Annotated in this window: 15 protein-coding genes and 1 riboswitch; of the genes, 9 read left to right on the forward strand and 6 right to left on the reverse strand. The window is 40.0% G+C overall.

What is annotated here, in order from left to right:
* Positions 1-40 precede the first annotated feature (40 nt).
* Together AC0L7T_RS20175 and AC0L7T_RS20180 are read left to right on the forward strand one after the other, a co-directional pair.
* Positions 41-1,324 carry an LVIVD repeat-containing protein gene (locus AC0L7T_RS20175; protein WP_473337912.1) on the forward strand — a complete coding sequence of 428 codons (1,284 nt, stop codon included), beginning with the start codon at positions 41-43 and terminating at the stop codon, positions 1,322-1,324.
* Positions 1,325-1,921, forward strand: a complete 597-nt coding sequence (locus tag AC0L7T_RS20180) for a hypothetical protein (RefSeq protein ID WP_473337914.1) — start codon at positions 1,325-1,327, stop codon at positions 1,919-1,921.
* Positions 1,922-2,661: 740 nt separating this feature from the next.
* On the opposite strand, the gene AC0L7T_RS20185 is transcribed toward AC0L7T_RS20180, so the two are convergent.
* A complete protein-coding gene (locus AC0L7T_RS20185) occupies positions 2,662-3,705 on the reverse strand; it encodes a DUF5074 domain-containing protein (RefSeq protein WP_473337916.1) in 1,044 nt (347 codons plus the stop codon).
* Positions 3,702-5,615 carry a TonB-dependent receptor gene (locus AC0L7T_RS20190; RefSeq protein ID WP_473337917.1) on the reverse strand — a complete coding sequence of 638 codons (1,914 nt, stop codon included), beginning with the start codon at positions 5,613-5,615 and terminating at the stop codon, positions 3,702-3,704. Before AC0L7T_RS20190 ends, AC0L7T_RS20185 begins: the two co-directional genes overlap by 4 nt.
* 162 nt (positions 5,616-5,777) lie before the next feature.
* A riboswitch (cobalamin riboswitch) is annotated at positions 5,778-5,990 on the reverse strand.
* Between the two features lie 115 nt (positions 5,991-6,105).
* Here AC0L7T_RS20190 and AC0L7T_RS20195 point away from each other — a divergent pair.
* The 4 genes from AC0L7T_RS20195 to AC0L7T_RS20210 all read left to right on the forward strand — a co-directional run bounded on the left by AC0L7T_RS20195 (position 6,106) and on the right by AC0L7T_RS20210 (position 10,408).
* Positions 6,106-7,239, forward strand: coding sequence for an ABC transporter substrate-binding protein (locus AC0L7T_RS20195; protein ID WP_473337919.1), 1,134 nt, complete (start codon positions 6,106-6,108; stop codon positions 7,237-7,239).
* Between the two features lie 4 nt (positions 7,240-7,243).
* Positions 7,244-8,266: an iron chelate uptake ABC transporter family permease subunit gene (locus AC0L7T_RS20200; RefSeq protein WP_473337921.1), complete on the forward strand. Its 1,023-nt coding sequence runs from the start codon at positions 7,244-7,246 to the stop codon at positions 8,264-8,266.
* Between the two features lie 11 nt (positions 8,267-8,277).
* Complete coding sequence (locus AC0L7T_RS20205; protein ID WP_473337922.1) at positions 8,278-9,291, forward strand: ABC transporter ATP-binding protein; 1,014 nt, start codon at positions 8,278-8,280, stop codon at positions 9,289-9,291.
* A gap of 136 nt (positions 9,292-9,427) precedes the next feature.
* Positions 9,428-10,408, forward strand: coding sequence for a c-type cytochrome (locus tag AC0L7T_RS20210; protein WP_473337924.1), 981 nt, complete (start codon positions 9,428-9,430; stop codon positions 10,406-10,408).
* A gap of 189 nt (positions 10,409-10,597) precedes the next feature.
* Here the strand turns inward: AC0L7T_RS20210 and AC0L7T_RS20215 are convergent, their stop codons facing one another.
* Positions 10,598-11,383: an SDR family oxidoreductase gene (locus AC0L7T_RS20215; RefSeq protein ID WP_473337926.1), complete on the reverse strand. Its 786-nt coding sequence runs from the start codon at positions 11,381-11,383 to the stop codon at positions 10,598-10,600.
* Positions 11,384-11,558: 175 nt separating this feature from the next.
* Between AC0L7T_RS20215 and AC0L7T_RS20220 the strand changes: the two genes are divergently transcribed.
* The 3 genes from AC0L7T_RS20220 (at position 11,559) to AC0L7T_RS20230 (ending at position 13,428) form a co-directional block, all read left to right on the forward strand.
* Complete coding sequence (locus AC0L7T_RS20220) at positions 11,559-11,993, forward strand: MarR family winged helix-turn-helix transcriptional regulator (RefSeq protein ID WP_473337927.1); 435 nt, start codon at positions 11,559-11,561, stop codon at positions 11,991-11,993.
* Positions 11,994-12,087: 94 nt separating this feature from the next.
* A complete protein-coding gene (locus AC0L7T_RS20225; protein ID WP_473337929.1) occupies positions 12,088-13,092 on the forward strand; it encodes an NAD(P)/FAD-dependent oxidoreductase in 1,005 nt (334 codons plus the stop codon).
* 15 nt (positions 13,093-13,107) lie between these two features.
* Complete coding sequence (locus AC0L7T_RS20230) at positions 13,108-13,428, forward strand: 2Fe-2S iron-sulfur cluster-binding protein (protein WP_040418201.1); 321 nt, start codon at positions 13,108-13,110, stop codon at positions 13,426-13,428.
* A 58-nt stretch (positions 13,429-13,486) separates the two neighbouring features.
* On the opposite strand, the gene AC0L7T_RS20235 is transcribed toward AC0L7T_RS20230, so the two are convergent.
* The 3 genes from AC0L7T_RS20235 to AC0L7T_RS20245 all read right to left on the reverse strand — a co-directional run bounded on the left by AC0L7T_RS20235 (position 13,487) and on the right by AC0L7T_RS20245 (position 19,162).
* Positions 13,487-16,120 carry a histidine kinase N-terminal 7TM domain-containing protein gene (locus tag AC0L7T_RS20235; protein ID WP_473337930.1) on the reverse strand — a complete coding sequence of 878 codons (2,634 nt, stop codon included), beginning with the start codon at positions 16,118-16,120 and terminating at the stop codon, positions 13,487-13,489.
* A 580-nt stretch (positions 16,121-16,700) separates the two neighbouring features.
* The gene (locus AC0L7T_RS20240; protein WP_473337932.1) at positions 16,701-17,807 is read right to left on the reverse strand and encodes a glycerate kinase; all 1,107 of its coding nucleotides are present in this window, start codon (positions 17,805-17,807) and stop codon (positions 16,701-16,703) included.
* A complete protein-coding gene (locus AC0L7T_RS20245; RefSeq protein WP_473337933.1) occupies positions 17,804-19,162 on the reverse strand; it encodes an alanine/glycine:cation symporter family protein in 1,359 nt (452 codons plus the stop codon). Before AC0L7T_RS20245 ends, AC0L7T_RS20240 begins: the two co-directional genes overlap by 4 nt.
* Between the last annotated feature and the right edge of the window lie 41 nt (positions 19,163-19,203).

The raw sequence follows: 19,203 nt of genomic DNA on the forward strand, positions 1-19,203 counted from the left end.
CGATTCCATTTTTATCTATTTACCCTTTTCCCATTAAGCCATGAAAAAAAAATTACACCCTCACTTTACCATTGGGATGCAACTTATGCTCTCCTTTATGCTGGTATTGGTACTTCCCTCCTGTGAAGACCAAATAGAGACGACTTATACTTATCAAACACAGGTACCTGTATTTATAGAGATAAACTCATTCAGGGAAGCTGACATTGTCATAGAACCGGGTATACCATTGGATCAGCCGGGGAAAATTTACATTTATGGTGATTACCTTTTTATCTCAGAACCCGGGAAAGGCATCCATTTATTAAACAATGCTGACCCTTCGAACCCTCAAAACCTAAATTTCATCAATATTCCAGGCACTGGTGACATGGCCATCAATGAAAGCATCCTCTATGCCGACAATTATATTGATTTATTGGCCTTTGATATTTCGAATCCTGAAAACATTCAGTTGGTAAAAAGGGAAAAAGATGTTTTTCCTAACCTCTATTCCAATGAAGAAACAGGCACCATTATGACTTATAAAGATACCGTCATTACCTCCACTGAATCCAATATGCGCTGGAACAGCTGGGGAAGGCCTACCTTTAGAACCGACATCATGACACTTGAATCCGCCTCCTACAACAGTTCCAAATCTGATGGTGGGCAGAGCTATGGACAAGGTGGCTCAATGGCAAGGTTTACCCTTTTAGGGGGTCACCTCTATACAGTGGACAACAACAGTATGCGGATTTTTAATGTAGAAAAGCCTATGGACCCCAAATACCTCAGCGATATAAACTTGGGTTGGGGTATAGAAACAATCTTTCCTTTTAAAGGAAATCTTTTTATTGGTTCCATGTCAGGCATGCACATTTATGATGCCAGCAACCCTGCAGAACCTAGGGAAATGGCTGTCTATTCACACATAACCTCTTGCGATCCAGTGGTGGTCAATGATGATTATGCTTTCGTGACCTTGAGAAGTGCTGCCATTTGTCGAAATGGAGCCAATGAGTTACACGTTCTAGACATCAAAGACCTTAATTCTCCTACCCTATTGAAAGCTTATCCTATGGACAACCCACATGGACTGGGACTTTCTGGGGATTATTTGTACCTGGCAGAAGGAGATAAGGGATTAAAGAGTTTCAATGTTTCAAATGTCATGGAAATCAGCAACAATCAAATTGAGCATCTGAAAAATTACGTTTTTCTGGACATTATACCCGGTCCCAAATCATTAATAGTGATCGGTCCTGATGGCGTTTGCCAATTTGATTACTCCGATCCAGAGAAACTTAAAGAACTAAGCTGTATCAATGTTTCCAACGGATAAATGAAAAATCTGTATTTATTTTTCTTAGCTGCATTCATTTTGTCCTGCCCCCTGATCAGCATGGGGCAGGTTTTACCCTTTGTATACCATTCAGAATTAGGCCTGCTTACAGGCTCTGATAACTTTGGTCCCAGAAACAATTTCACCTTTCAAACTTTCAATGGTTTTCAACTCACCCACAGGCATGCAGTAGGTTTCGTGACAGGCCTGGACCAATATGCAAACTATTCTGTCCTTCCTTTGGCTTTAGGTTGGCGAGGGGTTTTAAATCCTCAAAACAAATGGCAGGTGTATGGTGGTGGAGAGTTTGGTTATGGTTCTGCCGTTTTTGAAAGCGTAAAAGTAAATGAATGGAGCCAACACAATTGGCGTAAAGGGGGCATGATGGGGCAGGGAACTTTAGGCCTCAGATACAAAACCAAAAAAGCCAATTTCTGGACGTTGAGTATTTCATTGAAACGACAGATCAGCTATTTTTATACTGGCAACCCCTCCAGGTTATCTCCAAATCGTAACCGACCTGAAGATTGGAACTATTTTGAAGAAGACAAAGTCACCTTCAATAATCTAGTTTATAGGGTTGGGTATTCGTTTTAATAAGGTATAGAATCAATTTCTTTTTCTTTGGCAACCACAAGATCGGGTGGTCCTGATCAAACTATTTCGATTAATTGTATGCCTTCCCGAGCCTTTGTTCAACCCACTCTGGGGTTGGGAATTTAAGGGGTGATTGGCTGTCCACGGGTTCTCACCCGTGGTTAATATTGTTGAAGCCCTTCAGGCTTCTCTGAATCGCTTTATTATTCAATATTTTTTTTTAGAGAATCATGTATAGACTCCTGATTTTTCATGGAGGTCTGCTCAGTAACCGGATCCTGAACGGAATCAAAGGGGTAGGTCGTCTGGAAATGAGGCTTGAAGATCTGTTGGCTTCTTAAGCTTTTTTGGGTAGGCAATGAGCATTCCACTATATCAATTGTATTAACCTTGAGTATATGCGTAAGCAACTTCCCGACGAGAGGAGATTGCCACACCCTTTCCTGGCTTAGGCTCTTCCTAAAGGGTTCGCAATGACGGTATAATTAATATTAGCCACTTTACTAAATAATCCCAGACCTGAAGGGTCTGAACAATAATAACCGTGGGTGCCAAACCCCACGGAAAAGGCAAACCCTCCTATTCTCAACCCCGGATGGGGTTGAACAACTTCCCCCAATCAACTGACTTAAAAAAATAGCGAAACCACTAATCAATCTAAAGATAAAGTGGTTTCGCTACACATTATAGTTAATACGTTAACTTAGCTTTCACAGCTAAACCTGGATAAATAAGACCAATCAAGGGAAATAAAATCCACTTGGGCCTCTACCTACAGCTACCTCATCGATAAGTTCTCCCTGAGCATTGATACGCATTACGGTACCATTGCCTTGCCAGCCATTGTGCTCCCCTATATACAAGGTTTGTGAGTCGTTATCATAACCCAAACCATAGAAGTTACTGCCGGAATAAAAATCCGCATCCACAACCGAACCTGAAGTTATGGCCAGTTTCACTACCACATCTTCCGTCGCCTGGTTGCTAATGACAAACAATTCACCACTATTATTGATGGTGAAATTACCATTGTAAATGCTATTGCTCACAGGAAATTCAAGGGTTTCCACTACTTCAAAAGTAGCTGAATTTAACTTGTGCAGGTAGACTTTCTCACTGTCGTTGGCATAGAGGTAATGACTTCCCTGAAATTCAAAAAAGAAAAATGGGGTTCCTTCTACATCTACTGTTTTCTCCACTTCATCCTCTCCAACCTCTATCACAGCAATGGTTCCCAGTTGACAGGCTACCAATATTCTGTCCCCGACAAAAGCAAGCCCCTCAGGTCTAGATGGTGTAGGGATTTTATAGGCAATGTCCCCTCCTGTTATGTTTTCAACAACAGCCACAAAGGATTCAGTATTGCTCCAGGTAGCATCATATGGTCCCCAATCGCTAATGTACAATATACCATCAGCCCTGATCATACTCCTGCTATTTACCAGGTCATTACTGACCGCACCTACAGAAATAAAATCAGCTGATTGGACAACTTCTACCTTTCCGGTATTGGCCACAAGATAAGTATAGTCATCATAGCTAATCAAATCCTGAAGTAACCCTGCAAATGGTCTGGAATTAATGTTTTCAAAAACATTGGCTTCCGCCTCTGCGGTGGTCTTATCAAAATGGTAAACTTCACCATCATTGGCCCCAAATGCCCCTTCATTGATTATCAGCACACCATTTTCATAGGCCCCCTGAGGAATTTCAACCGGATCCGTCCCACAGGATACCAAAAGGGCAAACAAAAATAACTTACAGGCTAACTGCATTTTTTTCATAACTCTACATTTAAATTAAATTGAAAATTTCTTCCAGGCATGGACCTCAGGCGAACCACCTGATAATCCGTATTGAAAATATTATTTGTATGGAATCCCAAATTCCCCTTTAGTTTTCCTCTCCACTCAAAGGCATAAGTGACCCCAGTATCCCACAAGCTGTAGGGAGCCAAAAGGGTTTGGTTATCCGTGGTCACATACCTTTCACTTGTCCATTGCTGCTGGATGTAAAACTTGTAGGGGCCATTTTGCAGGCTTCCTTGGGTACGAATTTTATGCTTTGGAACATAGGGAAGTTGTTTTCCCTGACTGAGTGAATTTCCTTGATCTCCGGATTGATTGACCGCACTATTCAAGGAATAGTCCCCATTCATTTCCCATCGATTGCTACCTTGCTTGAATATTCCTTTGAAAAAATACTCCAGTCCCTGGTTGACCACTGAACGTACATTTTCAGCCTGCCAATAGGTACCTTTTGGCAACCACAAAATCCAATGATCTACATCCATATGAAAATAGGTAAGCCTGTTTTCAATAGTAAAAGTGGATAAATTGACTTTACTGGTAAGTCCTACTTCCTTGCTTAGGCTTTTCTCAGGTATCAAATCGGGATTGCCACCCGGCACCCAAAACCTATCGTTTAAAGTGGGAATTTTAAAGCTTCTTGACAGATTACTTATTAATTGCCAATTCCATAGAGCTGAATTAAAGAAAGCCCATTCTACACCCAATGAAGGGGTAAACGGAGCTGCTTCTCCTTCATGGATTAGCTGCCTGAATTGCATGGAAATCCCTAAATTTTGCCTTGGTTTATAATTGGTGGCCTGGTACAATTCTAACCGTTGTTCCTGACTGTTGTAGGTAGCCAACTGGCCTTTGATATGGGAATAGCGGATACCGCCAAGGGTCTGCCATTTTTGAGAGAAAGAGTAATCCAAGGCAGTGCCTAGTAAAAACAAGCGCGTTTGGTTTCTATCCGTATTAAAAACCATCACATCACTGGATATCCCGGTTTTGGCTGTCCAGGTAAACTTTTCACCCGTGAATGCATAATCAACTACAGATCTGACACTGTGGTCTTTTTGTACATCGCTTACAGCTGAGCCCAACAAAGGTTGTATTTGCCTGTCATTGGAATTGATCCATAGGTTGGCTTTTAAGGACTGTTTCGGGCTTATTTCAAAAGCAATATCCTGTACCAAACCAATTTGTGATACCCTGGCATGGTCCTGCCGTTTTTCCGGGGTACCGGGACTTGCCCAATCCTTATAAGTAAAATTATTTGCGGTATAATTTCTGTAGACATTGGTTCGGAAGGCAAATTTTTCAGCTCCCTGACTGTAGCTTACCTGCTGGTGCCAGCGACCAAAACTCCCCAAAAGTGTTCCAATTTTCAATTCATTGCCGGTATTGAATTTCAGGTCAGAAGACAAATGAACAGATCCTCCGATGGCATCGGTTCCATACAAAGCCCCTGAACTCCCGTAATGAATATTTACATTATCAAAGCCACCTATCGGGAAAATTGAATAATCCGCCTGCCCCAATGAAGGGCTGTTCACTGGCAACCCATTCCAAAACAAGGCATTGTGTCCGGCAGAAGTACCGCGCATGCTTAAAGAAGCCAGCATTCCTGATCCGTATTGTCTTAAAAACAAGCCTGTTTCCTGCTGTAAAACCTCTCCCAAAGAATATCCGGACAATTGATCTAACCTGTCCGCATCAAGGGTCCTTACATATTGACCAAAGGCATATTTTCTTAAAGCAGCGGCATGAACTTCCACTTGGGAAAGCACCAAAGTGTCTTGACGGAAGGCCCTTGAGGAATCAGATTCGCTCTGCCAACCAGCAATAAAGAAAACCAAGCAAGCAATTAATGACATCCTCTTTCTTTTTGAATAGGTATCCATGTTTTTACACATTTCGGAATAAAGAAGAGAATGGAATGTTAACTGATAACACCCCTTGAAGACAACCTTTGATAGGTATCTGGATTGGGTACCAATATTCAATAAATGAAACTATTGAAAACAGCTAAAACCTTCTTCTCAGCCTTTCTCCCGAAAGCCATGAATGGTAAGATTTTAATGGCAGGTCTCCTGACTTCCCAAGGTAAATCCGCCTTCTCACCCCAAAAGGGACAATGGCAAAGGATGGATTTCCATTTTCTTTATTGTTATAAAGATTGGGTTACAGTTGCGGGGACAGTTTCGGTTTCACACCGAATTCCCTATTAATCCCGAGAGCCTGGTAAAGGATCGGGAACCATAAATCGGCACAAACATACGTCAAAAACTCTATTCAAAAAACTTTTGAAAAAATTAAGCTGTTGGAAATGGACGCTGCAATGGTTTACTTTGAACTGAAAATCAAATCCTGTTTATTCTTTTTTACTAAGAAATGACTGTTATTCGCCTGTTTATTTTTGTTTTATTATTTCTTCCGGCTTGCCAGCAAGCCAGACAAGAAGGCACTTTGGATGCTCTGGAAGAAGTCCCTTTACGCTACGCAAAAGGTTTTGCGCTTTTCCGTGGGGAAAATTACCATGTAATTGAAATTGTTCAACAGGAAGGTGAAAACCAACGGTTTTTGGTTTATGATTCGCAAAAAGAGATTGATTTTCCTGATATCCCCATTGATGGGAAAATTGCTTCAGGCAGCCATAAAATAATATTGTCGGCCACACCACAAGTCGCTCATTTGGATTACCTCAATGCTGAAGAAAGTCTAATGGCCTTCCCTGACCTTGACCTGATCACTTCTGAAAAGATCAGGAAAAGAATCAATGAAAACAAAGTCATTGACCTTGGAAAGGGGCCAACCTGGGATTTAGAAAAAATTATTGACCTTCAACCGGATTGGGTCATGGTTTCAGGTTTTGGGGAAACTTCCAAAATGGTAGAGCGATTGAAGTCAGCAAAAATACCGGTAATAGTCAACAAGGAATACCAGGAAAAACACCCTTTGGGACGGGCCGAATGGATAAAAGTAACAGGAATATTGTTGGGAAAACAGGAAGAAGCCTCAGCCGTATATTCAAAAATAGCCGCCAATTATAAAGCTGCACAAGAACGCCTTAGTCCTGTCCCTGTAGAAAATAAACCTTCTGTTCTCTCCGGCTCCATGTACAAAGACATTTGGTATGCGCCAGCTAAAGACAGTTGGGCTGCTAAAATCATAGCCGATGCGGCTGGCCATTACCTTTTTAACACTATGGAAGGGACAGGAAGTTTGACTTTAAACTATGAGTTTGTTTTGGACAAGGCCAGTCAAGCAGATTATTGGATAGGGGCAGCCGATTATGCCTCTTTGGGCAGTATGGTTGCTCAAAACCCCAAATACAGTGGCTTTGAGGCTTACAAAAAGAAAAATGTATATACCTACACGCTGGGCAAAGGGGAAACCGGTGGATTCAGGTATTTTGAAGAGGGATACCTGCGGCCAGATTTGGTACTTTTGGACATGATCAAAATTCTCCATCCTGAAAAAGCGGTGGACCATCAGTTTAGGTATTTCCAAAAATTAGAGGATTAGGCTCATGACTCACCGCGTTAAGTTTACTTTTTGTCTGATTTTAATGGTTCTCTTATGGCTATTAAACCTGAGCCTAGGTTCCCTTTCTATTCCAGTAGCCTCCCTCCTGGAAAGGTTGGCGGGAATTCCTTTCCCTAGGGAGAGTTGGGAAATAATTGTTATGGATTATAGAGTTCCCAAGTCTTTTACTGCGGTATTGGCTGGCATAGGACTTTCGGTGAGTGGCTTGCAGATGCAAACATTTTTTAGAAATCCACTGGCTGGACCCTTTGTTTTAGGCATCAGCTCAGGAGCTGGCTTAGGGGTGGCCTTATTGTCCATGGCAGGAACGGCCTTTGGCTGGCAAATTTTGTCCGGCACACCCAATTATTGGGCAGCCATCATCGCCTCAAGTGGCGGAGCTATCGGCGTATTGGTTTTGATGGGACTGGCTTCATGGAAAGTAAAAGACAGCATGACTTTGTTGATTGTAGGTTTGATGTTTGGAAGTGCGGCATCTTCTGTAGTTACGCTTTTGTCCTATTTCAGCTCTGCTGAAGAGTTGAAGATGTTTACCCTATGGTCCATGGGCAACCTTGGTAATACAGGTTGGCCTGAACTGGGACTGTTATCCGGGGCCATACTTATAGGTTTATCAATGGTGGTATTTTCCGTGAAATCTTATAATGCCATGCTTTTGGGAGAAGCTTATGCCAAAAGCATGGGGATAGATTTCCAAAAATTGCGGTGGATAATGATTGTCAGCACCGGTATATTGACCGGAGGTATTACCGCTTTTTGCGGGCCTATCGCCTTTATAGGTATTGCTGTTCCTCACCTGGCCAGGTTATTATTTAAAACCAATGACCACAGGATATTGTTTCCTGCAACCGCTCTCTTAGGGATATTGGTATTGTTGGCCTGCGACACTTTAAGTCAGTTGCCTGGCTATGCTTCAAGTCTACCGATCAATGCGGTTACCACTGCGTTTGGGGCACCCTTAATCATCTGGTTAATCATGAAAAGGAATTTTAGTGAGGCATTTTAATTATTAACGAAATGGAAACCTATCAAAATAGCCACAGACATGCAAAGCCTTGCATCCATGCCAGAGATTTGATGCTTGGATATGTTATAGACCACGAGGTCAATACCGTAGCCACTGATATTTCCTTTGATTTATATGATGGAGAATTAACCTGTATGATGGGCCCCAATGGGGTTGGGAAATCGACCCTATTGAAAGCCATCATGAACCAAAACCCGCCAATTAAAGGCGAAATATGGTTGGGTGAGAAAAACATCGGCCTTATGAATGAGCAAGTCAGGGCCAAAAACATTGCGGTTGTGCTGACAGAGAAAATCCGTTCGGGTCTTATGACTGTTCGGGAGCTCGTAGCGCTAGGAAGAACACCACATACAGGATGGTTGGGGCATTTAAGTAAGGCTGACAATGAAATTGTTAATCAGGTATTGGGGAAGACCCATCTTGATTTAATTGCCCAAAAGAAATTGTCAGAACTGAGCGATGGACAACGACAAACAGCTATGATAGCCAGAGCACTGGCACAGGACAGTAGCATCATGATCCTGGACGAGCCTACCGCACACCTGGATCTCACCAATCGTTTCGAAATAATGTATTTGCTAAAAAAACTAGCAAAGGAAGCAGAAAAGGCCATTTTGGTTGTTACCCATGACCTTGAAGTAGCCATGGAAACTGCCGATCAGCTTTGGATTATGGCCAATCAGGAACCGCTGGTTTCCGGAAGTCCAGAGGATTTAATGCTGGAAGGTCAAATTCAAAAATTACTGCCTGGAAACAAATGGGAAATCGATTCAAGAAATGGGAAAATTAGATTGAAGAATCCGGGTGTTTTACCTGAAATAACGGGTCCTGAACATTTGGCCTATTGGCTTAGGAATGCATTAAGGAAAAATATAGAAATCCCAATGCCAACAAAAATAGTGGCCACTGAAAATCCATTTGAAATAACTATTTATTGCAATCAAAATCATTATACCTTTTCAAGAACGTCAGAAATGATTAGATTTTTAAAAAAAGGAAAGTAACTAAAAAACCTTTAAAATATTTTGCGTTTTATTGTAAAAAAAATTATTAAATTGATAACCACATAACTACAGGTTATAATTTCACATTTAGAAATTATGTCAATTTAAAATTTCCCAACCCTAAATTCCATCAGGTATGAATCGTTATTTAAAGTTTGGCCTCTTTATTTTTTCATTCCTTCTAATATTGATAATTGGTACTTTGGTATACATACAGATGATCCTTCCCGATGTAGGCAATCCACCGGAGAACATGAAACTGTCCACCTCATCGGAAACGCTGAATCGTGGCAAATATCTCGCTAACCATGTGATGGTGTGTATTGACTGCCACTCGAAAAGAGATTTTAGCATATTTAGTGGTCCTCCTATTCCCGGAACAGAAGGTTCAGGAGGAGAGGTTTTTGACCATGCTTTAGGTTTTCCCGGTACATTTATTTCACCTAACATTACCCCTTCCTCCTTAACGGCCTATACAGATGGAGAACTCTTCAGGCTGATTACAACCGGTGTCAAAAAAGATGGTAATCCTATTTTCCCGATTATGCCATATGCGAATTATGGAAAAATGGATAAGGACGACATTTTTTCAGTCATCACCTATATTCGAACTTTAAACCCTATTGAAAAGATTCAGCCTCCATCAGTGGCTGATTTCCCATTTAGCTTAATCATGAGAACCATGCCTCAAAAAGCTGCGTTTTCCACCAGACCTCCGGCTACGGATGCAATTGCCTTTGGAAAATACCTGGTAAATGCAGCCGCATGTAATGACTGCCATACTCAATTTGAAAACGGTGAATATACCGGTGAATACCTTGCTGGTGGAAGGGTATTTAACATGCCAGATGGCAACATACTAACAAGCTCCAACCTCACTCCGCATAAAACGGGGTTAGGAAATTGGACCAAAGACCAGTTTATTGAAAGATTCAAACAGTTTGAAGACAGGAACAAGCTCAATAAAGTTCAAGCTGGGGAAATGCAAACCATTATGCCCTGGAACATGTATGCAGGCATGACTGAAGAAGACTTAGGCGCCATTTACACCTACCTTCAATCCCTGAAACCAGTAGAAAACCAAGTCAATAAATTCTTAAAAGCAGAAAGCTTATAAGCAAAGTTTGACCTAACTTTATAGAAATATTCGGTATGAGTAGGATTATAAGGGGCTTTGAGTGTAGAAAGTCGTGGAAATCTCTGAGAAAAAGTGAGATTGCCACACCCTCCCCCCTCAGCACCCTCAAAAAAAGGTTCGCAATGACGATTTAGTCAATTATAAGAAGGCCATAACTCAAACTCAATTTTATAAGCAGTTTAAAGCGCCACCGTCTATTGGAATGCTTGCACCATTGATATACGCAGCGAAGGGAGAAGCCAAAAAAGCCATCAGGTAACCATATTCTTCTGGTTGACCAAATCGACCTGCAGGTATGGCTTGCTTTTTTTGTTTCAATAAATCTTCAAAATCTTCACCCGTTTCCTGAGATTGGCTTTTGATGATGGATTCAATTCTTTCGGTTTCAAAAGAACCAGTAAGCACCGTATTTACAGTTACCCCGTAAGGTGCTGCATTTTTTGACAAGGACTTGGCCCAACTTACAACAGCCGTACGCATGGTGTTGGACAATACCAGATTGGAAAGCGGTTCTTTAACGGTGACAGAGGAAACATTGAGAATTCTCCCAAATCCCCTTTCTTTCATTCCATCCAATAGCAGGTGACTCAGGTGATGATACGTTTTAAATAGCAAGTCAAAGGCTTGTTGATAATCCTCGATGGATTTTTGAATCACTGAACCTGCCGCTGGCCCATTGGTATTGTTAACCAGAATATCGACTTTTCTACCAGTGAAAAAATGTTCAGTGGCCGCACTAAAAGATTCAAAATTCGAAAAATCTACCTCAAGGTATTGGTGCTGTTGGCCATCACTTACAGCCAAAGTGCTTTTAGCAGCTTCCAATTTGGCTTTATTTCTGGCAAGAAGTGTGACGGATGCGCCACATGCTGCCAATTGCTGGGCTGTGGCAAGTCCTAGTCCTCTGGTCGCTCCACCTACTACTGCCTGGTATCCTTTTAAGTCGATTTTCATAATAATGACAATTGGTTTTTGATTTCAATATTGAATTTAAAATTAAAAAAATGAATGGCCAAATCACCTTCATTTCGGGTAATTTATTCTTAATTCAACAAATCCTATCTTTTTTGTAGGGTTTGTTGGGATTGTATTTAAATTATTAATTATATTTGTCGTACTAATAATTGGCATGACATACGAGCAATTTAGTAAATATTCATTTTTGTTGGACCGGACGGCGAGGAAGGTCAAGCAATACGCACAGCAAAAGTTCAAGTTAAAGGAATTTGACATCACGGTGGATCAATGGCTGGTCTTAAAAAACTTAGATGAGAATGAAAGACTGAGCCAGACAGAATTGGCCCATTTGGTTTTCAAAGATCACCCTACCTTGACAAGGATTGTCGACATTCTTTGCAAAAAGGGTTATTTGGAAAGGATTCAACATCCTGAAGACAGAAGGAGCTATCAGTTACACCTGACTCAGGAGGGAAAAGACAAGGTTAAGGACCTAAAACCCCAAATAGCATCCATCAGGCAGAAGGCTTGGGAGAACTTAGATGAAAAAGATTTCGGTGAATTCAAACGAATTCTGAACACGATATATGGTAATCTTGCAGAATAAATCTAACAGTTACTTAATATTAGTTGTTATACTAATTATATTTGTACAAACTATTGACTTTTAAAGAGGTTAACACATAAAAATCGACTAAAAGATGATTACTACTGACATTTGCATTATTGGAGCGGGCCCAGTTGGCTTATTTGCTGTCTTTGAAGCAGGTTTATTAAAAATGCGCTGCCATTTGATAGACGCCTTGCCACAAGTAGGAGGACAACTTTCGGAGATCTATCCACAGAAGCCTATTTATGATATACCAGGTTACCCTGAAGTAAAAGCCCAGGAATTGGTAGACAATCTAATGGAGCAAATCAAGCCATTTAAACCCACCTTTTCTTTAGGAGAGCGTGTTGATCATCTTAGCAAGCAAACCGACGGTTCATATATCCTCACTACAAGCGACAAGACTCAGGTACATGCTCAGGTCGTGATCATAGCTGGTGGCTTGGGTTGTTTTGAACCCCGCAAGCCAGTATTGGAGAATTTGGCTGAATTTGAAGGCAAAGGGGTTACCTATATGGTGAAAAATCCAGAACAATTCAGGGACAAAAAGGTGATCTTGGCCGGCGGTGGAGATTCTGCTTTGGATTGGGCCATTTACCTTTCTGATATTGCCGAGAAAGTAACATTGGTGCACAGAAACGAAACCTTTAGAGGAGCTCCTGATTCTGCCTCAAAGGTATTTAATATGGCCAATGAAGGCAAAATAGACCTTATTTTGTCTGCCAATCTTAAGAAATTGGGAGGAAATGGTCACTTGGATACTGTTTATTTAGAAGACAAAAGCAAATCTCAATTTTCAATTGAAACAGATTACCTTATTCCATTATTTGGCTTGAGTCCCAAATTAGGCCCAATAGCTGATTGGGGTTTGACCATAGACAGGAATGCAATAGAGGTTGATACCAGAGATTATTCAACTGGAGTAGATAGAATTTTCGCTATTGGTGACATCAATACTTACCCAGGCAAATTAAAACTAATCCTTTGTGGATTCCATGAAGCAGCCATTATGATGCATTCTGCATTTAAATTTGTGTACCCTGATCAAAAATTAAGCTTTAAATATACCACTGTTAATGGTGTAAATTCATTTTAATCGTATTTTTGCAAAATGGTTACATTCACTGTAGAAGATCACGCTGGCAATCGCCAGAGTATAGAAGCCCCTGATGATATGGGCTTGAGTTTAATGGAAATATTAAAAGCATCCGAATATCCAGTTTTGGCTACATGTGGTGGAATGGCACTATGTGCTACCTGCCATATTGAGGTCCTGGAAGGCAAAGAAGGGTTAGGCGATGCGTCTGATGTGGAATTGGATCAATTGGAAGCACTTCCTGAGTATTATCCTACAAGCAGACTTGCATGCCAGATAAGAATCAGTGAGGAACTCGAAGGTGCAGTAGTAAAACTTAGAGGAGAGGACAATTAATCAAAAAAGGGGAGTGATTTAATCAACTCCCCTTTTTTGATTAATTCCTTAATAGAATCTAATCGCTTTTTCTTAGCCATTTCGTCACTATTTTTCTAAACTTCTCTTGTACGACTGGTTTTGTTAGAAACCCGTCGAAACCTGCATTTTTCATTTCCTCAGCCTCAGTTTGAAAGGCATTGGCAGTAAAGCCTATGACTGGGATCTGAATGGTACTGGGCTTGGATCTAATTGCTTTAAGCAATTCATAGCCATCTAATTTAGGCATATTAATGTCTGTAATCACCAAGTCAGGTTTACTGGAAGATTTAAGTAGTTCCAAAGCCTCCTCACCATTTTCAGCCTCCATAATTATAGCATGGGGATCCAACTTTTCCATGTATATTTTAACCAACATACGGTTTACCGCATTGTCCTCTGCTATTAATAATTTAAAAGGATCTTTCACTTTTGAAGGAATGGAATAACCATTTTGTTCCTTAGGAAAGTCCTGCCTCACAGTACTGGTTTTCAAAAGACTTTTAAACAACAGTTCCAATTTAGTGGGTGTTGCAGGCTTGTATAAAAAAGCATTACAGCCAATGGACCGATAAGATTTCATAATTGTTTCCTGCTCAATACTCCCTACTGCAGCCACAAAGTTCACTTGTTTGGGTCTGTCCTCAACAATAACCATCATCTTTTGCATGGTCCAAACACTGTTCTTACCGAGTAGACTGTTATTTAAAATCACCAAGCCTAAATTCGGATTGCTTTCCAAGGCAAAGAAAGCATCTGTGATTGTAATTACATGAACGACCTTCATCTTAAAATTCTCACAATACGTTTTGATGACTTTCCCGGAAACTTCATTCCCATCTATCACCAAAACTTCGTTAAGTTCTGAGAGATTTTCATTATGAATTTCAAAAATCGGAGCTTTGACTTCAAGATCGAAATAAAATTCGCTTCCCACTCCTATTTCACTCTTCAATTGAATGGAACTGTCCAATAACTTAAGCAGTTTATTTGAAATGGTTAGTCCCAACCCCGTTCCGCCAAATTTCTTTGTGGTTGAAGAGTCTGCTTGGGAGAAAGCATCAAAGATTAATTGTTGCTTGCCTTTTGGGATCCCGATTCCACTGTCTGAAACAGCAAATCTGATATCCAATTGTTCAAGATTTTCTTCCCTTTTCGAATTCAATAGGGTCAATTTCAATAATACTTGACCTTTCTCCGTGAATTTCAGCGCATTGTTAAGTAAGTTTATTAGAACTTGCTTGAGTTTCAATTCATCCGTTTCTATGATATCCCCAATCCTTGGGTCCAAATCAAGTATTAATTCCAATCCTTTTTTGTGGGCCTGAAAGCTTAAAACATCTAGAATAGTTTCAAGCAACTCATAGAGGTGCAATTGTTTAATGTTGGTTTCTGCTTTTCCCGATTCAATTTTTGCAAGATCAAGAATATCATTAATTAAATCCAACAATGCATTGGCTGAATTTAAGGCAGTATTGGCATATTTACTTTGTTGGTCATTTAATTGTGTATTGGACAAAAGTTCTGTAAAACCAATCACACCATTTAAGGGTGTCCGGATTTCATGACTCATATTGGCTAAAAATTCACTTTTAGCACGATTGGCTTCTTCAGCCTCTTCCCTTGATCGCTGGATTTCAAATTGGAAAAGCTTTTCTTGGGTAATGTCTCTCAACAAGATTATACTACCTACCGACTTCCTATTATGACCTTTAATGGAAGATTTGGAAACAAGGTACCAGTTTAAGTAATCTTCTACCTTAAAAGAAAATTCAATCATTCTGTAGTCCTCAGAACTAACAAGCAACTCATGAATATCCGGCCAATCCTTTTCTATTACTTTTAATGCAACTTTTGGGTTGATCGTTTTCAACTCGAACATATTGGCTGCAGCGAGATTCATAGTGATCAAAGTTCCAGAAGTATCTGTAACCAAAACCCCCTCCTGCATATTGTCAAACAAAGTCCTGTAGGCAATTGGTGGTATTTTGAAAAGATTGTACCTGGTCAATCCTAAATAAAAAAACAAGCCTGTACCTAAGAAGCTGAATGGTATATAGTCAATTAGTATTGGGCCCTTACTTGTCAAATACAACATGTAAACCAACAAAGGAAAACATAACCCCATGATCACCATATACACTTGCTTTGAATCAAAAGGAGGGACTTCTCTTGTCCTTTTGATTAGGAGGAACAAACTGGCAAATAATAAAATAAGGGTATAGGATTGATGAAGCCAATAGCCCAACGCTTTTCCCGTCACCATATATAGAATTTCATCCTTTTTCAATAACTCAAATGAGCTATAAAAAAAAGTATGATAATCGTTGGTCCATACCAATAGGAGGTTTATGGCAGGTATTAAAAACAATAAAACTATTCTTGCTTTACTGATGTACTTTTCTCTCTCTGTATATACCAGAGTAAATAAAAGGACCAAAGGAGCAAATAAAACTGCCCCTACATACATTCCTTTAAACACCAATAGCTTGGTGGAGACAGTTGTCATTATCAACTCTAATGCATTTGAAATAGAATAGACAAAGCAAGCAATCATTAAGGCAGAGAAATACGACGACACCTTGCCATGCTCATCCTTCTTAATAAAAAAAATTAAAAAAACAGGTGTTACGGCCACCACCACCAATAAAAACAGCACTAGATTAAAATTCAAAGATGATAGCATAGTAAAAATACAAAATAACAATATTGAAATATAAACTTTTAAAGTTAATTTTTATACATTTCAACGATCTTTTTACTCCGAAATATTTACGTATAGAAGATTATAATTTATTGGCCACTCCATCTCACTAATAATACTTCAAAACTTCCGAAAAGAGAAACCTATTAATCAAAAACAACTGGATATATAAATGTAAACTAATATCAAACTTGTCTTAATACCTTATAATATCAATTTGACTAAAATTTCATAAAAAAATAGCCATAAAAAACATAAAAAGGACTTTGAGCGAAAAAAATCAATTAAAACCTTGGTTAAGCGTAAGTTACCCACCCTTTTCTTTCTCTGCATCCCTCTATGGCAATGATTATTTAGTTAGAAATAAAGCCTCTTAAGCACTAACTCTGGTTAGTGAGTTCAACAAATTTACTAATTAAAAAGTGGTTGTTTTTATTTTTTTTTATATAGGAAATCTTATAAAAATAAATCCCTCATTTAGTAAAGTGAAATATGGAGTTTAAACAATAGATAAACCTTTTTAAATAATTTTATACCTAAAAAAAAAAATCTAAAACCCCTTTTCCTTAAGTTTTTCTATAATTGCTACTTTTAAATTTTCTGTTGCAGCTTCTTTTATATTAGGCAGGTTGAAATCCAAGTCTGGTAACTTAATTACCTCATCAAAACCTGCTTCATCAGCTTCATTACCTGATGTAATCAGCCATATTTTTTTACCATGCCTTCGGACCAATTGAAGCAATTCAAAACTTCCCTTACCATTTTCGGACTGATTGTCATACCTCCCCTCACCTGTGACAATCACATCCGTGTTTCCAATCATTTTTTCTATCCCAATTTTCTCAAAGAAAAATTGAGCACCTTGTGCCATTTTAGTGGGAAAGAAAGCGCTTAAACCTAAGGCGATGCCTCCGGCAGCTCCAAAACTTGCCTGATCGTGAATGGTGTTTGTACTAATATTTTCAAAAAGTTGATGAACATTTTGTGCTGACGCTACGAACAATGAATGATCATCCCGCTTTAATCCCTTTTGAGGCCCAAAAACAGGGATTGCCCCTTTTTCTCCAAAAAAAGGATTGCTCACATCACAAAGACAAGTGAAAGAAACCGAGGGGAGATTCTCTTTAAGTTGAATACTTTTAATTTTCTGTAAGAATTTAGGGCTAAACGGTGACAGTTCTTTACCCTCATCATCCAGAAAGACAATTCCCAAGGCGGCCAAAATCCCTGTTCCCATATCGATTGTAGCACTGCCTCCTAATCCCAATACAATGTTTTTGGCTCCTTTGGCAATCGCTTCCAATATCAACTCCCCGGTACCATACGTACTACTCAACCAGGGATTAAGCTCGCCAGGTGTCAGCCATTTGATTCCTGAAACTGTGGAAACATCCATATAGGCGGTCTCAGTAGCTGGGTCATAACCAAAGAATCCATCCACTGCTCTTCCGATTGGATCATTAACGCGGGCATAAAACTTCTCTAGGCCTAACTGTTGATTAAGTAAATAACAAGTGCCATCACCGCCATCAGCTATTGGGGCGGTATGTACTGTATCGTCTTTCCTTCTGACCTGAATTAAGTTTTGGATGATGGCTGCTGCTTCATCCGCCTCCATGCTTCCTTTAAAAGCATTCGGTGCTATTAACCAATTCATTTTTCGTCCATATTTTTCATTCTCCTAAAATAATCCTTGGTCGCCGCTACAACTTTTGGTGAAAGGTAGATGGCTGAAATCATCGTTGGGAAGGCCATGATTGCATACATGCCATCCACAAAACTCATAACTACACTTAAGGAAGTGACCGCACCGCCAACAATGGTGATCAGGTAAAAATAATTGTAATAATTGGCCTTCTCTGCTCCAAAAAGATAATTGAAGCATTTGTGACCATAATAGGAATACGTGAACATGGTAGATAGTGCGAATACGAGGACGGCTATCACCAAAATATACTTACCTATACCTGGTAGTCCTTTTTCAAATGCCGACAGAGTAAGTAAAACGCCATCTTGCTCTCCGGTTTTCCAGACACCTGTAACCATAATTACCAAAGCAGTAAGCGTACAAACCACAATTGTATCAATAAAAGGCCCCAACATGGCTATCAGCCCTTCCCTTACAGGTTCACTTGTTTTAGAAGCCCCATGAACCATCGGAGCAGTGCCTATACCTGCTTCATTAGAGAATGCTGCCCTTCTGGCGCCAGTGATGATCACCTGTCCAACTGCGCCCCCTAAAACTGCTTTGCCTGTGAAAGCATCTTCAATAATATACCACAACATTTCAGGTACTTCTCCCAAGTTTTTAAATAAAATAACAAAAACACCCAGGAAATACATGATGACCATAAATGGAACAAGCCTTGAGGCCACTTTTGCAATTCTTTGAATCCCACCAAGTATAACTATCGCTACCAAGAGCATCATGGTAATGCCAATAATCCAACGGGTAGATTGTCCATGATCTAACCCCATGGGGCGCAACATTACAACGCGTAATACCTCTGTCAATTGATTTGCCTGAAAGATTGCCAACAAGCCCATAATGCCTGCTACACAAAAAATAACAGAGAGAAAACGCCACTTTTTACCCATTCCTTCTTCGATAACATACATAGGCCCTCCCTGAATGTGTCCGGAAGAATCCTTGCCCCTATACATGATCGCTAGTGTACAAGTGAAGAATTTTGTAGCCATGCCCACAAAGGCAGAAATCCACATCCAAAATATTGCACCCGGACCTCCTGTACCGATTGCCAATGCTACCCCACTAATATTTCCCAAACCCACTGTGGCGGCAATGGCTGAAGACAAAGCTTGCAAAGAGGTAATGTCTCCCGAGGCATTCGGATCATCGTATTTTCCTCCTACCACTTTCATTGCATGTTTTAATCCTCTAAAAGGAATAAAACCGGAATAAACCAACATAAAAAATCCGCCACCCATCAAAAGAAGCAACAATGGGGTACCCCAAATCCAATTACTAAATGCTATAATTCCCTCTCCCAAAAGTGATATGGTTTTTCTTTATACAAATGCCTTAAAGTGTA

The sequence above is a fragment of the Cyclobacterium sp. 10D3-21 genome, from assembly GCF_055809755.1.